The organism is Psychrobacter aquaticus CMS 56, from assembly GCF_000471625.1.
GTDB classification, from domain to species: domain Bacteria; phylum Pseudomonadota; class Gammaproteobacteria; order Pseudomonadales; family Moraxellaceae; genus Psychrobacter; species Psychrobacter aquaticus.
On sequence record NZ_AUSW01000035.1, the window covers coordinates 78874 to 95711 of the forward strand.

Below are 16838 nucleotides of genomic sequence, written 5' to 3' on the forward strand. Positions count from 1 at the left end.
CGTTACCGACCCAAGTAAGTCTCAATAACGGCCTCATTATTCTGTACGTCAGCTAACGTGCCTTCAGCCAAAATAGCGCCATTTGCTAAGACCGTTACTTTCTCGCTGATGGCGTCAATAAAGGTCATATCATGTTCAACCACGATTAGGGTGTGATTCTTTTTAAGGCGCAGACATAACTCAGCGGTGTGTTCGGTTTCGGCATCTGTCATGCCTGCTACTGGCTCGTCAAGTAAAATAAGCTTTGGTCTTTGCATCAGTAACATTCCAATTTCTAACCACTGTTTTTGACCATGAGATAACAGTCCAGCTGGCTTGTTAATCATATCTTTTAAGCGTATTTGATCTAATGTTGAGTCAAGCGTATCTTTGATGTCGGCGTCAATTTTAGTAAACCAGCTTTTTGACACCCGTTTGTCTTTTGGCGCGGCCAGCATTAAGTTGTCGAGTACGGTAAATTTCTCAAATACGGTAGGTTTTTGAAACTTACGGCCAATGCCTGCTTCGGCTATTTCTTCGGTAGATAGTTTTGCTAAATTATGTACTTGACCAAAAAATGCGCTACCTTTTGTCGGCCGCGTTTTACCAGTGATAACATCCATTAACGTCGTCTTACCTGCGCCATTAGGACCGATGATGCAGCGTAGCTCGCCCGCCTCAATATATAAAGATAAATTATTGAGTGCCCGAAACGAGTCAAACCACACGCTAACTTCTTCCAAATAAAGCGCAATACTATGTCTCATATCTGGACCTGATTTAGAAACAGGTTGAGCGAAGCCGCCACTATCTCCATAATCTTCAGCCAAAGTAGTGACTGGTCGGGCAGGCGTGGTCTCTGCAATCGTTATGTTGCTTGCATTTTCAAGAGTTTCCATTGGCTTATTAGTACTAGTAGGGTTATTTACATTTTTAATAAGTGCATCGTTAGCAGTCTTTTGGAAAGTAGTATTATTAGATATTATTGACATTATTCTTTTTCCTTCTTAAGACGATCAAGTACGCCAATGATGCCGTTAGGTAAAAATAAAGTAACCACCACAAATAATCCGCCGAGAATAAGTAACCAAAACTCCGGATAGGCGACGGTAAAATACGTTTTAATCACATTGACTGTACCAGCGCCTATAATGGCACCAATTAATGAACCTCTGCCTCCAGCAGCCACCCAGACTGCCATCTCGATAGAGTTGACGGGATTCATCTCGCCTGGATTAATGATGCCAACTTGCGGTACATAGAGAGCACCAGCGATACCAGCTATTATTGCAGACAATACCCAAGCTGAAAGTTTGTACCAAAGCGTGCGATAGCCTAGATATTGCAAGCGATTTTCACTATCACGAATGGCACCGAGCACGCGCCCATAAGGCTGGCTCATAAGATAGCGTAGCCCAAGATATGACAGTAGCAGCGCCAAAGCGGTCGTAAAGCACAGCACAGCCCTCGTTGAAGAAGCAGTGATGTCATAACCTAATAGCGTCGTAAAACCTGTGAAGCCATTGTTACCACCAAAGCCTGTTTCGTTACGGAAGAATAATAAGGCTGCCGCGTAGGTCATGGCCTGAGTAATAATCGAAAAATAAACCCCTTTGATTTTTGAGCGAAAGGCAAAAAAACCAAATATAAAAGCGACCAGACCTGGAACTAGTACCACTAGAGCCATGGCCCACCAGAAATGTTGAGTGCCTGCCCAATACCACGGCAATTCGGTCCAACTTAAGAAACGCATAAAGTCTGGCAAGCCCGTGCCAGCAGTTTCTCGCGTCAAGTACATACCAAAGGCATAACCTCCTAGTGCAAAGTAAAGACCATGACCTAAGCTTAGGATGCCCGCATAGCCCCAGACCAAGTCTAAAGCCAGTGCTACCATGGCGAGCGCCATTATTTTCCCAATCAAAGTTATCCAGTAAGCAGATAGGTGAAAACTAGAGGTTTCAGGTAATAAATGGAGCCAAGGTAATATCAGCAGCACCAAAAAGCACAAACCAATCAAAATGGCATTACGTGGGGAATCAGATAATAGTTGAGCGAAACGCATAAGGTTCTCCTTAGTCTACAAAACGGCCTTTGAGGGCGAATAAACCTTGTGGACGTTTTTGAATAAACAAAATCACAAGAACCAGTAACACAATCTTAGCCATCACAGCACCAATGCCAATCTCAAGCACAGTACCACTGATACCAAGACCTAAGGATGCTAATACCGCGCCCCACACTTGCCCAACACCGCCAACGACGACAACTAAAAATGCATCAATAATATAAGTCTGACCTAAGTCAGGTCCGACATTGCCCACTTGCGCTAAAGCACAGCCAGCGAGACCTGCTAGACCGGAGCCAAGACCAAAAGCCAACATATCGATGCGGGCAGATGAGATGCCAACCGCACGGGCCATTTGCCGATTTTGAGTCACAGCGCGCACAAATAGCCCGAAGCGAGTCTTGTTAAGTAAGTACACCAGCAGCATAAGAATGATGATAGTAAAGCCGATGATAGCGATGCGGTTGAAGGGGAGTACAAGGCTGGAGGATACTTGATAGGCCCCGCTCAACCACTCGACATTGCTGACTTCAACGTTTTGCGCACCAAATATCATCCTTACCAACTGCATAAGAATCAGACTGACACCAAAGGTTGCCAGTAAGGTTTCAAGCTCACGACCATAAAGTGGTCGAATAATGATCCGTTCGATAACCATGCCAATAATGGCACTGACTAAGAAAGCGACGGGTATAGCAGCAACCAGATACCACCCTGTCATACTGGGAAAATAAGCTTGAAACAGATTTTGCACCACATAAGTGGAGTAAGCACCAATCATAATCAGCTCACCGTGAGCCATATTGATGACACCAAGCAGCCCAAAGGTAATGGCAAGCCCTAAAGCGGCGAGAAGTAAGATACTCGCAGTGCTAAGACCGGTGAAAAGATGACCGATCCAAGTACTGATGGTAATGCGCTGCTCAATACTATCTTCAGCGTCTATCAACGCAGACTGGAGTACAGGATCGATATCATCTGCCGCCAATGCCTTTTTAACATCAACCAAGACTTGTGGGCTATCGCTATTGGCAAGCACGGTAAGCGCGGCAGTTTGCTTGGCGACGTCGCCATCCCTAAAATCAATCCTCGCTTGCAAGATACTTAATGCCGTTTTGACATCGGCGTCTTCCTCATTAGCGGCAGCAGCGCTTATAAGTGCTGGATCTAGCTGTTCGATATTGTCCGCTAAGATGGCTACTGCCTGCATACGTTGCGTAGGATCGTTTGACTCAAGCTTAACCTTGGCTTGTCCAAATACTAAAGCTGAGCGCAGTGCATTGGTCAAAGTCACTTGCGCCAAGTCGCTGGGCCACTCTGTGGTCAGCTGCTTAGCAGGGTAAGTAAATAACTCATCTTCGTTGTTAAGTAGGTAAGTTTGTCCGCCATTGCCTTGGTATAACTCATCATTTTTTATCAGCTCAACCAAAGTATCTAAACTTTCAACCGATCCGGGCCATTGATTGAGCATGGTTTGGCGCTTAGTGAAGTCTGCAGCAACAAATTGTTCAATAGCATCTTCTTTGCCTGTCGCAAGATCAGCTGACGTAGTCAAAGATTTTTCGTTTTGAGCAAGTAAGGTATCGCCACTAGTGGCATTAGCGGTCGCTGCTACAGTATTGAGAGATATCCCCTCATCGTGGCTGTGTGCTAATGGTGTCTCATGAGCATGAGTAGGTGATGCAATAGAGACGAGGATGAGCGTTAAGGATAGTAAGATGATTGCAAAAGTTTTATTAGAATCATTGGCTTGCGCGTCACTTTTAGAATAGGAATAATGTGACATGATGGCTCCTTTTGTACAGTCAACACACCTCTAACCTCTACTGGAAATTGTTTTTATCAGTAGAGAAGCTAAAGGGGTGCTGGTATTAATACCACTAAGGGACTAGAGTTTATGTGACCATAAACTTATTTAGGGATGTACTGACTCCATGGCTCAGCCCGAATGACTGTTGGTGTTTTGCTGATCACATCGAACTGCCCATCGGTACGAATTTGACCGATCATGACAGGCTTCCATAGGTGATGGTTTTCTTCATCCATTTTCAGTGTATACCCTGATGGCGCATCAAAAGTCTGACCTCCCATACTAATACGCACTTTATCGACATTAGTCGTACCTGCTTTTTCGACTGCTTGTTTCCACATATTGATACCCACGTATGTGGCTTCCATAGGATCGTTCGTCACGACTTTCTCAGCATTGGGTAGCTTATGATCCAGCGCATATTTCTTATACTTTTTGGTGAAGTCGCTGTTGACGGGGTTTTTGACTGACATAAAGTAGTTCCATGACGCTAAATGCCCTTGCAATAAGCTGGTATCGATACCGCGAAGCTCTTCTTCTCCTACTGAGAATGCCATGACTGGGATATCAGAGGCTTTAATACCTTGGTTGGCAAGCTCTCGATAAAAGGGTACGTTTGAGTCCCCATTAATGGTAGAGATAACCGCCGTCTTTTTACCCGTCGAGAAACTCTTAATATTGCCAACAATGGTCTGATAGTTGCTGAACCCAAAAGGAGTGTACTCTTCCATGATGTCTGTTTCTGCAACCCCTTTAGACTTCAAAAAAGCCCGTAAGATCTGGTTAGTAGTACGAGGATAGACATAGTCTGTGCCAAGTAAGACAAAGCGTTCTGCACTACCACCCTCTGGGCTCATTAAATATTCAACGGCAGGAATGGCTTGTTGGTTAGGTGCCGCGCCAGTATAAAAAATATTTTCTGACTGCTCTTGACCCTCGTACTGCACCGGATAAAACATCAAACCGTTTAGTTCTTCAACGACAGGCAGCACTGACTTACGTGACACAGATGTCCAACCACCAAATATTACATCGACTTTATCTTGGGTTAACAACTGACGAGCTTTTTCAGCGAATAACGGCCAATCAGAAGCGGGATCTACAACGATTGGCTCTAGTTGCTTACCTAACACACCACCATTGGCATTAATTTCATCAATGGTCATGAGCGCCGTATCTTTTAATGATGTTTCAGAGATGGCCATCGTTCCAGATAAAGAATGCAAGATACCTACTTTGATGGTGTCACCATCTGCCGCAGGGGTAGCTGTCGTCTCAGAGGTTTCCGTTTTTGTGGCGGTAGAATTGGTTTCTGCACTGGTTTCCGCAGGTTTTTGACAACCTATAAGACTTAAGCTGCCGACAACAGCTACTGCTAGCAGAGACAAACGCGATGTCAATTTTGAGTCGATACGATAGTTTGTATTGATAGGAGTAGCAGTGATAAGCGTTGGCAATAAAGACATATATTTCTCCAGAAAGATAAAGTAGCAGCCTAGTAGGCCGAGTGAACGAACCATTCCTAACCATTATTAATACTTCAATATCTATGCCAATATAAAATACAAACTAAATGCACCAATATCGGTCTTTATCAGGAGCTATGGCGCTTTATTGCACCATAATTGATTTTTATCATTTTCTATGCACCACAAGTGTCTATTTTAGGGAACCAAAGCTGTGTGAGTTATGCTGAACAAATCATAGAGGTAAACTGGGTAAACTAACCATCGTAACAAGAGATTATTATGACCAAGAAGTGGTTGAAGAGGAGCGAAATTTTTGAAAAAAAGCGATGGTGTACTTTGCGAATGAGGAATATTGAGAAGCAGTTTGAGAGACTGTTTTAGTGAGGCAGGACATAGGAGCTATGCCCGCAGTAACAATTAGTGAAATACGCCTTTATTGAAGTTAATCGGTAAATGTTTAGTGTTGTTAACCTGTGCCGTGTATTAAATGTGAGTCCATGATGACAAATCGTGATGATTTATAAAGAGGCCAAGCTAAAATTTAGCGATTTGCCATTGTTTATAATAAACGCATCATCTTATTTAAAAAGTCAGCAGCCTGTTTATGCTGATTCTCTCGATACGCCCAATGATGTTCGACATCGTAGCTTGCCTCATTGGGCAGTAATATTTTCATCAGTCCCATGCCTTCATAACGCCTCGCGAGATCACGCGGCAAGTACCCAATATGATGACCTGCAAGAATAAGCTGTGCAGTTGCCTCCATATGGTAAGTGGTAGCACTTAACGTCTTAGGGCGGATGTGATTGATATTATGATCGACCACATAACCTCTCTTTATCCATGGATAATTCTGTTCTAAATTCTCAAGAGTTAATCCTTCTGAGTTATAAAATAACCGATGCTCGCGCCCGCAGCAAACCACTTGTTTTTCAACGAATGCTGGTTGAAACGTAAGTAAAGGTGGAAAGCTGCCAAAATAGCCCACGCCAATGTCACTTTCGTTGCTTAAGAGCTTTTCTAACATGCTCTCAGGGCTTTGTACATCAATAGAAAAGTGTATCAGTGGGTTGTCACGGTAGCTACTGGCGAGACGCTGTCTAAGCGCATCATAAAAAAACTTGGGCATCTGATCAATCAAGCAAAGCCTAATGTGCCCGCCGTGAACGGAGTCTAGTTGCTTAATATAATGCAGCTGATGTTGGAAATTAGCGACCGATTCGGTGAAGCCTAAACAAGCTTCATAGACAGCAGCGCCATCTTCCGTCAGCTTAAAGCCTGCTCGACCACGGTGGCAGAGTGTCATCCCCAAACGGTCTTCTAAGTGAGTCAAATGTCCACTAATCACCGAGGTAGTGACATTCAAGCGCGACTGAGCGGCAGTCACGCCTTGACACTCTACGATAGCCATAAAACTACGTAATGTTTTAATATCTATTTTTATCAGCTCATCTAATATCATGAATGCCTCCTTATTTTTTTAATAACTTATTGCCTTGGCAACGCACTTCCTCGCTCAATACCATCTTACACAAACTTCTGTTAATAACTGACAAAGCTATTTTACTACGAAAAATCAGAAGTTTACTTCTAAATTTTACCATGGTTCCTTCCCTTGTATTTATGTATTGTCAATTGTATGTAGCAAATTGTGTATATAAATCAAAGAAAATAGGGAAGTAACTTATGACATTCAATCAACCATTAAGCGGCAACGATATGCCAAGATTTGGTGGCTTCGCTTCTATGATGCGCTTGCCAACGCAGGCCGATGCCGAAGGGTTAGACGTAGCATTTGTTGGTGTGCCTTTAGACATTGGGGCATCAAACCGTAGTGGCGCAAGATTGGGTCCTAGACAGATCCGTGATGAGTCAAGAATGATTCGTCCTTACAATGTGGCCACGCGTGCCGCTCCTTTCGAGTCATTGCAAGTTGCTGATATCGGCGATGTACCTATCAATACGTTTAACCTGCTAAAAAGCGTCGATATCATCGAAAAATTCTATACAGAAAAAGTCGTTAAACATGGCGCTATCCCTTTGACATTGGGCGGCGATCATACCATCGCACTGCCTATCTTACGTGCCCTTGCCAAAAAACACGGCCCTGTCGGTATGGTGCATATCGATGCTCATGCTGATATCAATGATGATATGTTTGGCGAAAAAATCGCCCACGGCACACCGTTTCGCCGCGCTGTTGAAGAGAACCTAATCGATGGTAATCGTGTGGTACAGATTGGCTTACGTGGTACAGGCTATAGTGCCGAAGAGTTTGATTGGTCAACTCAGCAAGGCTTTCGGGTCGTGCCTGCTGAAGAGTGCTGGTATAAGTCGTTGACACCACTCATGGCGGAAGTACGCGAAAAACTGGGCGACGGTCCGGTTTACTTGAGTTTCGATATCGATGGCATTGACCCTGCATTTGCACCTGGTACGGGCACCGCTGAGATCGGTGGTCTGACATCGACGCAAGGAATAGAAATCATTCGCGGTATGCGCGGCCTTGATGTGGTTGGTGGTGATTTGGTAGAAGTATCACCCCCTTACGATCCATTTGGTAACACTTCTGTGTTGGCTGCGAACTTATTGTTCGAGATGCTATGTATCCTACCAGGCGTGCGCTATGACGATAAGGTCAAAGCAATCTACTAGCAACAGCTACTGATTGATTAGATTTGGCGCATAGAGCAGTTATCCCAATACGGTATATGAGCGGATAGCTGCATCGTCACCAGTGTGCTTGAGATGCTGGTATTAATACAATTCGGTTAAGGAAGACCCCAATGAGTAAATCTTTTTCATTTTTTGGTCAAGACACGCTCTCTCCAAATGAGGCTGGGCATAGTCTAGGATCGATTGGTACATTCGCACTGTGGTTTGGTGCCAATATTGTAGTGACAACCATTTTAACTGGGATGTTACTGGTACCTGATCTACGCTTTAGCACGGCTATCACAACTGTACTTATTGGCTCGTTGATTGGGGCAATTCCGCTGCTATTAGTCGGTTTGATGGGTCAGCGCACTGGTCTGCCATCGATGGTATTGACGCGCCGAGCTTATGGGCCATTGGGCAGCCAGTTGATCTCATTAGTCAATATGGGTGTACTTATCGCGTGGAGCTGTATTCAGGCTTTGCTTGCGGGTATGAGTCTCGATTACGCGGTTGAAGCGACCACAGGTTATAGCAATCTGCCGCTGTTTGTTATTTTGTGCGAGACAGTCGTGGTAATGATCGTGCTACGTGGTCATCTCGGTATTGAGCTTGTCGAACGCTGGGCAGCATTAGCCATGGCGGGTCTAACTGTCGTGGTGCTTTATCAGCTGAATCAACATTATGATGTCTCTACATTGTTTGAGATGCCCGTTGAGTCACGTAATGGCATTACGTTAGGTATTGCCTTCGATATTGTCATCGCCACAGCGTTTTCTTGGATGTCTTCGGCAGCGGATTACAATCGCAATTGTAAGACTGCAAAGATTGCCATATGGGGTACTTACTTCGGCTACATCATGGCAGCCATCGTTGCCATGGGTCTGGGTGCAACGATCTCAGGACTTTCTATTATGTATGGTATGGAGCAGACTTATGATCCGACACGCTTGCTTGCTGACTTTGGTTTTGGTTTGCCAGCAGCACTGGTTATTTTCTTCTCAGTCATGACCACCAATGTCATGGCAGTCTATAGTGCAACGCTATCGTGCATGAACATTAAACCTAATATGAGCTTTTGGAAACCAGCGCTAATCATTGGTTTGGTCACTATTTTTGGCGCGCTGATTCCGGGTATTTTAGATCAGTTCCAAAACTTCTTATTGATTGTAGGCGCGCTATTTATCCCCGCATTCTCAGTCATGATTGTCGATTATTACCTAGTGGGTCGAGAAGGCTATACGGCAAAGCTAATTGATGCCACTCATCAATTGGGACGTCCTACTGCCAAAATTGCGATTGCAGCTTACGTGATTGGCGCGGCTCTAGCAGCTTACTGGACATTGATTGCACCGCCGTCTTTTGGCGCCTCCTTACCTGTCTTTATTATCACGGGCGGATTGTACTGGCTAGGCGCTACTGTCTTTACTCGTTCTAGTGATGCTGTTACTTCAGCTCAAGAGGAGGAGGCATTATGAAATTGATGATTGCACAAACGAACCCCGTGTGGGCAGAACCCACGACCAATTTGGAGGCTTTAGAGTCACTCTGTCGCCTAGCTGTAGAGGCAAAAGTAGATCTGCTCGCACTGCCAGAGTTAGCATTTACAGGCTATAACATTTTTGAACGTCTTGATGCTTTGGCAGAGGCGATTGATGGTTCAATTGTTACGGCAGTTGCTAGTCTCGCTGATAAATATGGCCTGTATGTACTGTTCGGGCTTGCCGAACGGCGACCGAATGGCGAGCTGAGTAACGCGGCCATTCTAATAGATGATCACGGACAACACATCGCGACCTATGACAAGCGTTACTTATGGGATCGCGAACATCAGTTTTTTACAGCAGGTAAAGAGTCCTGCGTGGTCGATACTCGTTTTGGCAAATTGGGATTGATGATTTGTTATGACAATGAGTTTCCAGAAGTAGCAAGAGAGCTGGCCCAAGCAGGTGCACAAATAATCCTGTCACCGACAGCAAATATGCTGCCAAATGCAGAGCGGCAGGTACTGCAAATTCGTACTCGAGCTATAGATAATCAGTGTTTTGTCGCTTGTATTAACCGCTCGGGTGTGGAAGAAAGTCTGCATTATTGTGGTAACAGTATCGTCGCAGGTCCTGATGGTGAAGTGCTTGGCAGACTTGGTTTAGCGCCTGGTACTGTGATAGTAGATATTGATCTTGCCCGTATTGATGAGAGTCGCACGCACCAAGATTATCTTAAAGATCTACGGATTTTTGATGGAGCTGACTTATGAATGAACAATCACTAGCACGTATCAAACCAGAAAACTGGTATCGCACCACAGCACTCAGTGATGGTATTACGCTCATCGACGAGCCGTGGATTAAGCCGTTTTTTCGCTGTAACCTGTGGCACGTGCGCGGAAGCCAGCGTGATCTATTGGTCGATTTTGGGTTGGGTGCTGTGCCACTGCGTCGTCATGTCGCTTTGTTCACGGCTCGCGATATCGTTGGCGTTGCCAGTCACACCCATTTTGACCATATTGGTGCGGCGCATGAGTTTGACTGCTGCCACGTACATTCTGCTGAAGCCCATATTCTCGCTGAGCCCGACAATACCCGTACTTTGGCGGATATGTTTGTCAATGACGAGATGTTTGATGCGCTACCGCCTGAGCCTTACGCTCATTGTGGTTACAAAATCATTGCACCCGCAAAAATCATGCAACTGGAAGATGGTGACATGATTGACTTGGGTAATCGTCAATTTGAAGTGATTCATACACCCGGTCATTCCCCCGGTGGTATTGCCTTGTGGGAAGCGGCCAGCGAAACACTCATTTCTGGTGATCTTATCTACGACGGCCCATTGATAGAGGACACATGGCACAGTGATCTGTCTGACTATGCCAACAGTATGCGACGCCTAAATGCATTGCCCGTGCGCGTCGTTCATGGCGGTCATTTTCCAAGCTTTTCTGGTGAGCGCTTACACATCATGATTGATGATTGGTTACGGCATCATGACCTGTGATTTGTCGTACTTTATAACTATTAAAAATAAATGATCTTTTTAAATAAAATAATTTAACTCACTATTTACTGAATTTTTTAGGATGACTGACTCATGATGCACTCTACAAAAACGCCTTTGCCATCATCTACGCTCTCGTCTTTGACCTGCGGTGAGCTGCTCGTACAGTGGTTAGAATACTACGGAGTTGAGACTGTATTTGGCATACCGGGTGTGCATACGGTAGAGCTATATCGCGGCCTACCCAATACCAATATTCGTCATATAACGCCGCGTCATGAGCAAGGGGCTGGATTTATGGCTGATGGTTATTACCGCGCCTCAGGCAAAATCGGCGTCTGCTTTATTATTACAGGCCCTGGCATGACCAATATTATGACGGCAATGGCGCAAGCATTGGCGGATTCTATACCAATGCTAATCATCTCTAGTGTAAATAAAGTAAAAGATACAGGTAGTGGTGAAGGGCACTTGCATGAGCTGCACGATCAGCAAGGCATAGTGAGTAAGGTGGCGCTCACGAGTAAAACCATCTGGCAGCCTGAATCATTACCCAAAATCATCGCAGAAGCTTTTACGTTATTCAATGGCGCACGTCCGGGACCAGTGCATATCCAGTTGCCTATCGATATCATCACCGCTGATGCCAGCCATGTCGAAAGACCGCCATGCTTAAATACGTCAGCAAACCACTTATCCTTACCTCAGGTCATGAGACCGCTGCCAAATCCTGCGCAATTAGATCTCATCGTCGAATTACTGAAAACCGCAAAAAATCCAGTGTTGCTTTATGGTGGCGGCTGTGTCGATGTCGATCACCATGCACAAAAACTGGCAGAGCTGATAGATGCGCCAACGTTTTTGACCATCAATGCCAAAGGTTTATTGCCACCCCGTCATCCGTTAAGTTTGGGGAGCAATCAATCATTAGCAGCAGGTCGTGCGGTGATTGCTGAGGCTGACTGTGTATTAGCAATCGGTACCGAGCTTGGCGAAACCGATTACGACGTGTTTTTTAATGGTGGGTTTCAAATCAATGGCAAGTTGATACGTATCGACTGTGATGCCGCGCAGTTACAGCGTCCGTTTAGAGCAGATATCGCCGTATTGTCTGATGCACAGATGGCCATTAGTGGTTTATGCAGTCGTTTAGAAGGTCAGGTATTCAATCACCAAGCACTGGATCATCAGGCATTGTCACGAGTAAACGCCGCAAAACAAGCACTTTTAGAAGATGTGACCGCAGACTTCGCAGGTCAAAATGCGCTGCTTCAGCTGATTCGAGATGAAGTAGAAGACGTGATCTTCGTCGGTGACTCAACTCAGCCTGTTTATAGTGGCAATCTTGGCTTTGAGGCGCTTGCGACTCGCAGATGGTTCAATTCATCGACAGGGTTTGGCACGTTAGGTTATGGTTTGCCAGCTGCTATTGGGGCAATGATTGGAGCAAACGTGCCCGTTGTGAGTCTGATCGGAGATGGTGGCATTCAATTTACCATTGCTGAGCTCATTTGTGCGGCAGAACTTGAGCTGCCATTGATAGTCTTATTATGGAATAACCAAGGTTATGGCGAGATTCGCCGGTATATGGAAGAGGGCGGATTGCCACTGATTGGGGTCAATATCAAGACGCCAAACTTTGAGCCATTAGCCGCAGGGTTTGGGGCTGGATATCGCAGAATCACAGAGAAGCAGCAATTACTGAATGCGCTAAAAACAGATACAAAAGGTAAGCAGCCGATTATTTATGAAATTGATGAATCCGATGCCTTTCTGATGGAAATGGGTAAGGATTTTGCGTGTTTTACGTAATGAGATGATGGGTTTTGGGAGCAACCTTTAAGTAGTGGTCAGACAGCAAAATAGAAAAATTGGCGATCATCGCCTATCAAGGAGGAATTGAATGACAAACTATATGGATAAGTCGCAGCAACCGATTTTAGGAAACGATGTCGATCCAAAAACACCGCAGGCAGGTCAATGGCGGGCGTCACTGTGGAAGTTTCTATTGTTTTCAGCATTGGGTATTGCGCTATTTATCATACCGTTTCAGTGGGAGGGTAAGGTCACGATTTTATTGGGAGTGCTAACAGATACACTACAAGCCGCACTGGGTGGATTTGTGGTCTATATCACTATGGCGATCGTGACGATCTCCTGTGTTGGGGCACTGGCAGTAAAAGTGTTTAAACCCAATCTGCTTGAAGAATCGTTAATAAAAAACCTCTTTGATGTGGATTGGTTTTGGCTGACCACGCGTTTGTTAGGTATGGTATTTGTTTGGATGATTTATCTACAAGTTGGCCCTGAGTTTATTATTAATCGCAATACGGGTGGCGTCATTTTTGAAGATTTGATCCCCATTCTGATTCCGTTGTTTTTCTTTGCCATTTTATCGTTACCATTTTTGACTGACTTTGGTTTGATGGAGTTCTTGGGCACATTGGCCAGCAAGATATTTGTCAAGCTGTTTAAATTACCGGGTCGCTCTGCCGTTGATGCAATGTCTTCTTGGTTTGGAGCCGCGTCTATCGGTTTGCTAGTTACTATGCAGCAGTATGATAAGAGTTTCTACAGTCAGCGTGAAGCCGCAATCATTGCCACCACCTTTTCAGTAACGTCTATCGCCTTTACCTATGTGGTAGCCAAAACCATCGGCGTGGACAATAACTTTGTCTACTTTTATCTGGCCATTGCACTGACAGGGTTTATCGCTGCGATTATCATGCCGCGCATACCACCATTGTCAATGAAGCCTGACACCTATCACTCTGGCAAAAGTATGCTGGACGAAGGCATTCCTGCTGGATATACCACTTACCAATGGGCGGTCAATCGTGCCGTTACTCGCGCACACTCTATGCCAAGCTTGGGTTATGTGTTCAAACGCAGCGTGGGCAATTTGTTTGATATTTACTTTGGACTGATCCCGGTTATCTTTGCCATCGGTACGATTGGCTTGGGCTTAGCAGAGTATACGCCTGTCTTTAACTGGTTGGCGACCCCACTTGTGCCATTGCTTGAATGGTTGCAGATTCCAGAGGCGGCAAAAGCGGCACCAGCTATGATTATGGGTTTTGCCGATATGTATTTGCCAGCCTTAGTTGGTAAAAGTATCGAAAGTGAAATGACAAGATTTATCGTTGGGGCTGTTTCTATTACTCAGATTATCTATATGTCAGAAGTGGGAGCGCTGATTCTCAAGTCAAACATTAAGCTCAACATATTAGAGCTATTTATTATCTTTATTATCCGTACGTTGATTAGCTTATTGGTGATTACATCCGTCGCCCATCTGCTGTATTAGTAGCATTTTTAATAAACAGACTATCCTAATTAGAAATTATTAGAGGTGATATCCCACTATGTACATGAAAAAAACCAACCCTGAATTTATAACGAGAGACTCAGCAAAACAGATTATTGAAGATGAGGTGATACTAAATGCAGCTTATATCGATGGTGACTGGGTTACTATTGAAGCATCTGCTACAGGTTCTTATAGAGTAGATGACCATGCTCTTTATGATCCTAATTCAGGAGAAGTGATTGCCACCACTCGTTTATGTACCAGAGATCACGTAGAAGCAGCAGTCAACGCCGCTTCTATCGCCTATGCCAGTTGGTCACAAACGAGCACAAGTGAGCGTGCACATTATCTAAATGTTATTGCAGATATGATGACACAGCGGTTTGATACATTGGTGAGATTGTCTGTATTAAATAACGGCAAGCCAATTGAAGAAGCAAAGATAGACGTCAATGACGCCATCGCGTGTTATCGCTATTATGCTCGCCTTATTACAAGCCAAGAGACTTGGTCTGAAGTAACTACCAGTGAGACAGGCATACGCCTACTAAAGACATACGCACCCGTTGGTATTTGTGCCCTGATTGTGCCTTGGAATTTTCCGATGGTCACTACCTCTTGGAAATTAGCACCCGCACTGGCCGCCGGTTGTACAGTGATACTAAAGCCGTCTGAGGTGACATTATTACCAGAGCTGATGCTGGGCAATATATTGTCTGCTATTGAACTGCCAAAAGGCGTAGTGAATATTTTGCCCGGTGCAGCTGAAGTAGGTGCTGCCATGACCAGTCATCCTTTAGTTGACAAAGTTTCTTTTACTGGCAGTAATGTGGTGGGTGAAAAGGTCATGAGTCAAGCAGCAAAAGGGATCAAAGATATCAGCTTAGAGCTGGGTGGTAAATCAGCCATCATCGTATGCGCTGATGCGGACATTGAGTATGCTTGTGACTTAATCATTGGTGGTATCTTTACCAACGCGGGTCAAATCTGTTCAGCGACATCCAGATTGCTTGTTCACCAGGATATTGCCGAAGCTTTATTTAAAACGTTAAAGGCAAAAACAGAAAACTTGTCCATCGGTGATGGTTTTGATATAGACACGCAAATGGGCCCACTGGTCAGTGAGCAGCAGCTCAACCAAGTAAAAAGATACTTCGATATTGCTGTGACCGAAGATCTAGAGTGTCTAACGGGTGGCAAAATATTGGCTAGAGAAGGGTATTTTGTCACGCCAACCATCTATCGCCATGTGCCGGTGACCAGTCAGCTGTGGACAGAAGAGGTTTTTGGCCCTGTCTTAGTCAGTAAAACGTTTGTAGATGGTTTGGATGCGATTCGCTTAGCCAACGACAGTAAGTTTGCCTTGGCCGCGACCATTATCAGCACTGATGAAGCGGTGGCGCTCAAGATTGCACTGCAAATCCAAGCGGGTCATATTTGGATCAATGAGCAACAAATTGTATTACCTGAAGCAGGATGGGGCGGGTTTAAACAAAGTGGGATCGGTCGTGAGCTCGGTGTTGATGGTTTATCTGCCTATCAAAAGAGCAAACATATTGTGTTGCCCAGCTAAGTGAAATCAATTCATTAAATACTCAGTTTCGTTGGTGAGTCTCTGTTGTTAATCAAAACCTTAAATGTACATTCTTATCTAAGAAAACCCTGAATCATATTCTCAGCTTTGCAATATTAAAGCGTTTATTTGTCTTTTACTGGTTTGTTTGCAAAGGCTTTGCCTTTAAAAGGTAAGAGCAATAAAATCCATAAAGAAGCATTTTGTTTGGGTTCAGGATATTCTCTGAGCCCAATATCTAACTCTTGATCTGATTTGGCGGCTTCACTTTTATAACTGTCAAAAAATTTATCCCACCAAACAACGCTAAATCCGTAATTTGAATTGGTCTCAGATACGACTTGGCTGTGGTGAATACGATGTAACACTTGCGTTATTAACACTAGACGTAATGGTTTTTCAACTGCTGCTGGCAAGCGGATATTGGCATGATTAAACATGGCCAGACCATTTAACATAATTTCAAATATGAGTATGGCTATAGCAGGTACACCCAATACAATGACAGACACAAGCTTAATCAATATGCTTAACACAATCTCAATGGGATGGAATCTAAGTCCGGTACTGGCATCGATATGCGCATCGGCATGATGGACACGGTGTAAGCGCCAAAGTAGAGGCACTCGATGAAACAATCGATGTTGCCAATAAATGATGATATCGAGTAATAATAAACTAAGAATAATGGCGACAACATGAGGTAAATCGATTAGGTTAAATAAGCCAATACCGTTTTGTTGACTATAAATTGCCACAGCGGTTAACCCAATAGGAACCACCAATCGAGCAGTTATCGAAGCGGCAAATACTAACCCAAAGTTAGCAAACCAGCGCGTACTACTTTTAATAGGGGACAGACGTGCTGGATATCGGTATTCCATTAGCATCATAATGACCAAGATGCTCAAAAAGAAGCCCAGCCGCCACCATACTTCATTGGCCATCATTTACCTCGTCGACTGTCTTATTGATATCAG

Annotated in this window: 13 protein-coding genes; 7 read left to right on the top strand and 6 right to left on the bottom strand. The window is 44.5% G+C overall.

Translation table 11 applies throughout. From position 1 onward, the window contains the following. Window positions 1–2: 2 nt before the first annotated feature. The 5 genes from urtD to M917_RS12160 all read right to left on the bottom strand — a co-directional run bounded on the left by urtD (window position 3) and on the right by M917_RS12160 (window position 6785). Window positions 3–971, bottom strand: coding sequence for an urea ABC transporter ATP-binding protein UrtD (urtD, locus tag M917_RS12140; protein WP_021815155.1), 969 nt, complete (start codon window positions 969–971; stop codon window positions 3–5). After that, window positions 971–2041: an urea ABC transporter permease subunit UrtC gene (gene urtC / locus M917_RS12145; protein ID WP_021815156.1), complete on the bottom strand. Its 1071-nt coding sequence runs from the start codon at window positions 2039–2041 to the stop codon at window positions 971–973. The genes urtD and urtC overlap by 1 nt, the downstream gene beginning before the upstream one ends. 10 nt (window positions 2042–2051) lie before the next feature. Further along, a complete protein-coding gene (urtB, locus tag M917_RS12150; protein WP_021815157.1) occupies window positions 2052–3830 on the bottom strand; it encodes an urea ABC transporter permease subunit UrtB in 1779 nt (592 codons plus the stop codon). 125 nt (window positions 3831–3955) lie between these two features. Further along, the gene (gene urtA / locus M917_RS12155; RefSeq protein ID WP_040642835.1) at window positions 3956–5266 is read right to left on the bottom strand and encodes an urea ABC transporter substrate-binding protein; all 1311 of its coding nucleotides are present in this window, start codon (window positions 5264–5266) and stop codon (window positions 3956–3958) included. Window positions 5267–5882: 616 nt separating this feature from the next. Next, complete coding sequence (locus M917_RS12160) at window positions 5883–6785, bottom strand: LysR family transcriptional regulator (RefSeq protein WP_021815159.1); 903 nt, start codon at window positions 6783–6785, stop codon at window positions 5883–5885. A 224-nt stretch (window positions 6786–7009) separates the two neighbouring features. Between M917_RS12160 and speB the strand changes: the two genes are divergently transcribed. The 7 genes from speB (at window position 7010) to M917_RS12195 (ending at window position 15858) form a co-directional block, all read left to right on the top strand. Beyond that, window positions 7010–7978, top strand: a complete 969-nt coding sequence (speB, locus tag M917_RS12165; RefSeq protein WP_021815160.1) for an agmatinase — start codon at window positions 7010–7012, stop codon at window positions 7976–7978. Between the two features lie 131 nt (window positions 7979–8109). Beyond that, window positions 8110–9456, top strand: coding sequence for a purine-cytosine permease family protein (locus tag M917_RS12170; RefSeq protein ID WP_021815161.1), 1347 nt, complete (start codon window positions 8110–8112; stop codon window positions 9454–9456). After that, on the top strand, window positions 9453–10235 hold the full coding sequence (locus M917_RS12175) for a carbon-nitrogen hydrolase family protein (RefSeq protein ID WP_021815162.1): 783 nt from the start codon (window positions 9453–9455) through the stop codon (window positions 10233–10235). Before M917_RS12170 ends, M917_RS12175 begins: the two co-directional genes overlap by 4 nt. Beyond that, complete coding sequence (locus M917_RS12180) at window positions 10232–10975, top strand: MBL fold metallo-hydrolase (protein WP_021815163.1); 744 nt, start codon at window positions 10232–10234, stop codon at window positions 10973–10975. Before M917_RS12175 ends, M917_RS12180 begins: the two co-directional genes overlap by 4 nt. 93 nt (window positions 10976–11068) lie before the next feature. Continuing rightward, window positions 11069–12787: a 5-guanidino-2-oxopentanoate decarboxylase gene (locus tag M917_RS12185; RefSeq protein ID WP_021815164.1), complete on the top strand. Its 1719-nt coding sequence runs from the start codon at window positions 11069–11071 to the stop codon at window positions 12785–12787. Between the two features lie 91 nt (window positions 12788–12878). Next, entirely contained in the window at window positions 12879–14282 is a 1404-nt protein-coding gene (locus M917_RS12190; protein ID WP_021815165.1) for a YjiH family protein, read from the top strand. 58 nt (window positions 14283–14340) lie between these two features. Further along, complete coding sequence (locus tag M917_RS12195; RefSeq protein WP_021815166.1) at window positions 14341–15858, top strand: aldehyde dehydrogenase family protein; 1518 nt, start codon at window positions 14341–14343, stop codon at window positions 15856–15858. A 125-nt stretch (window positions 15859–15983) separates the two neighbouring features. Here M917_RS12195 and M917_RS12200 read toward each other — a convergent pair whose 3' ends face one another. After that, window positions 15984–16805 (bottom strand): sterol desaturase family protein, encoded by an 822-nt coding sequence (locus M917_RS12200; RefSeq protein WP_021815167.1) that lies wholly within the window; start codon window positions 16803–16805, stop codon window positions 15984–15986. Between the last annotated feature and the right edge of the window lie 33 nt (window positions 16806–16838).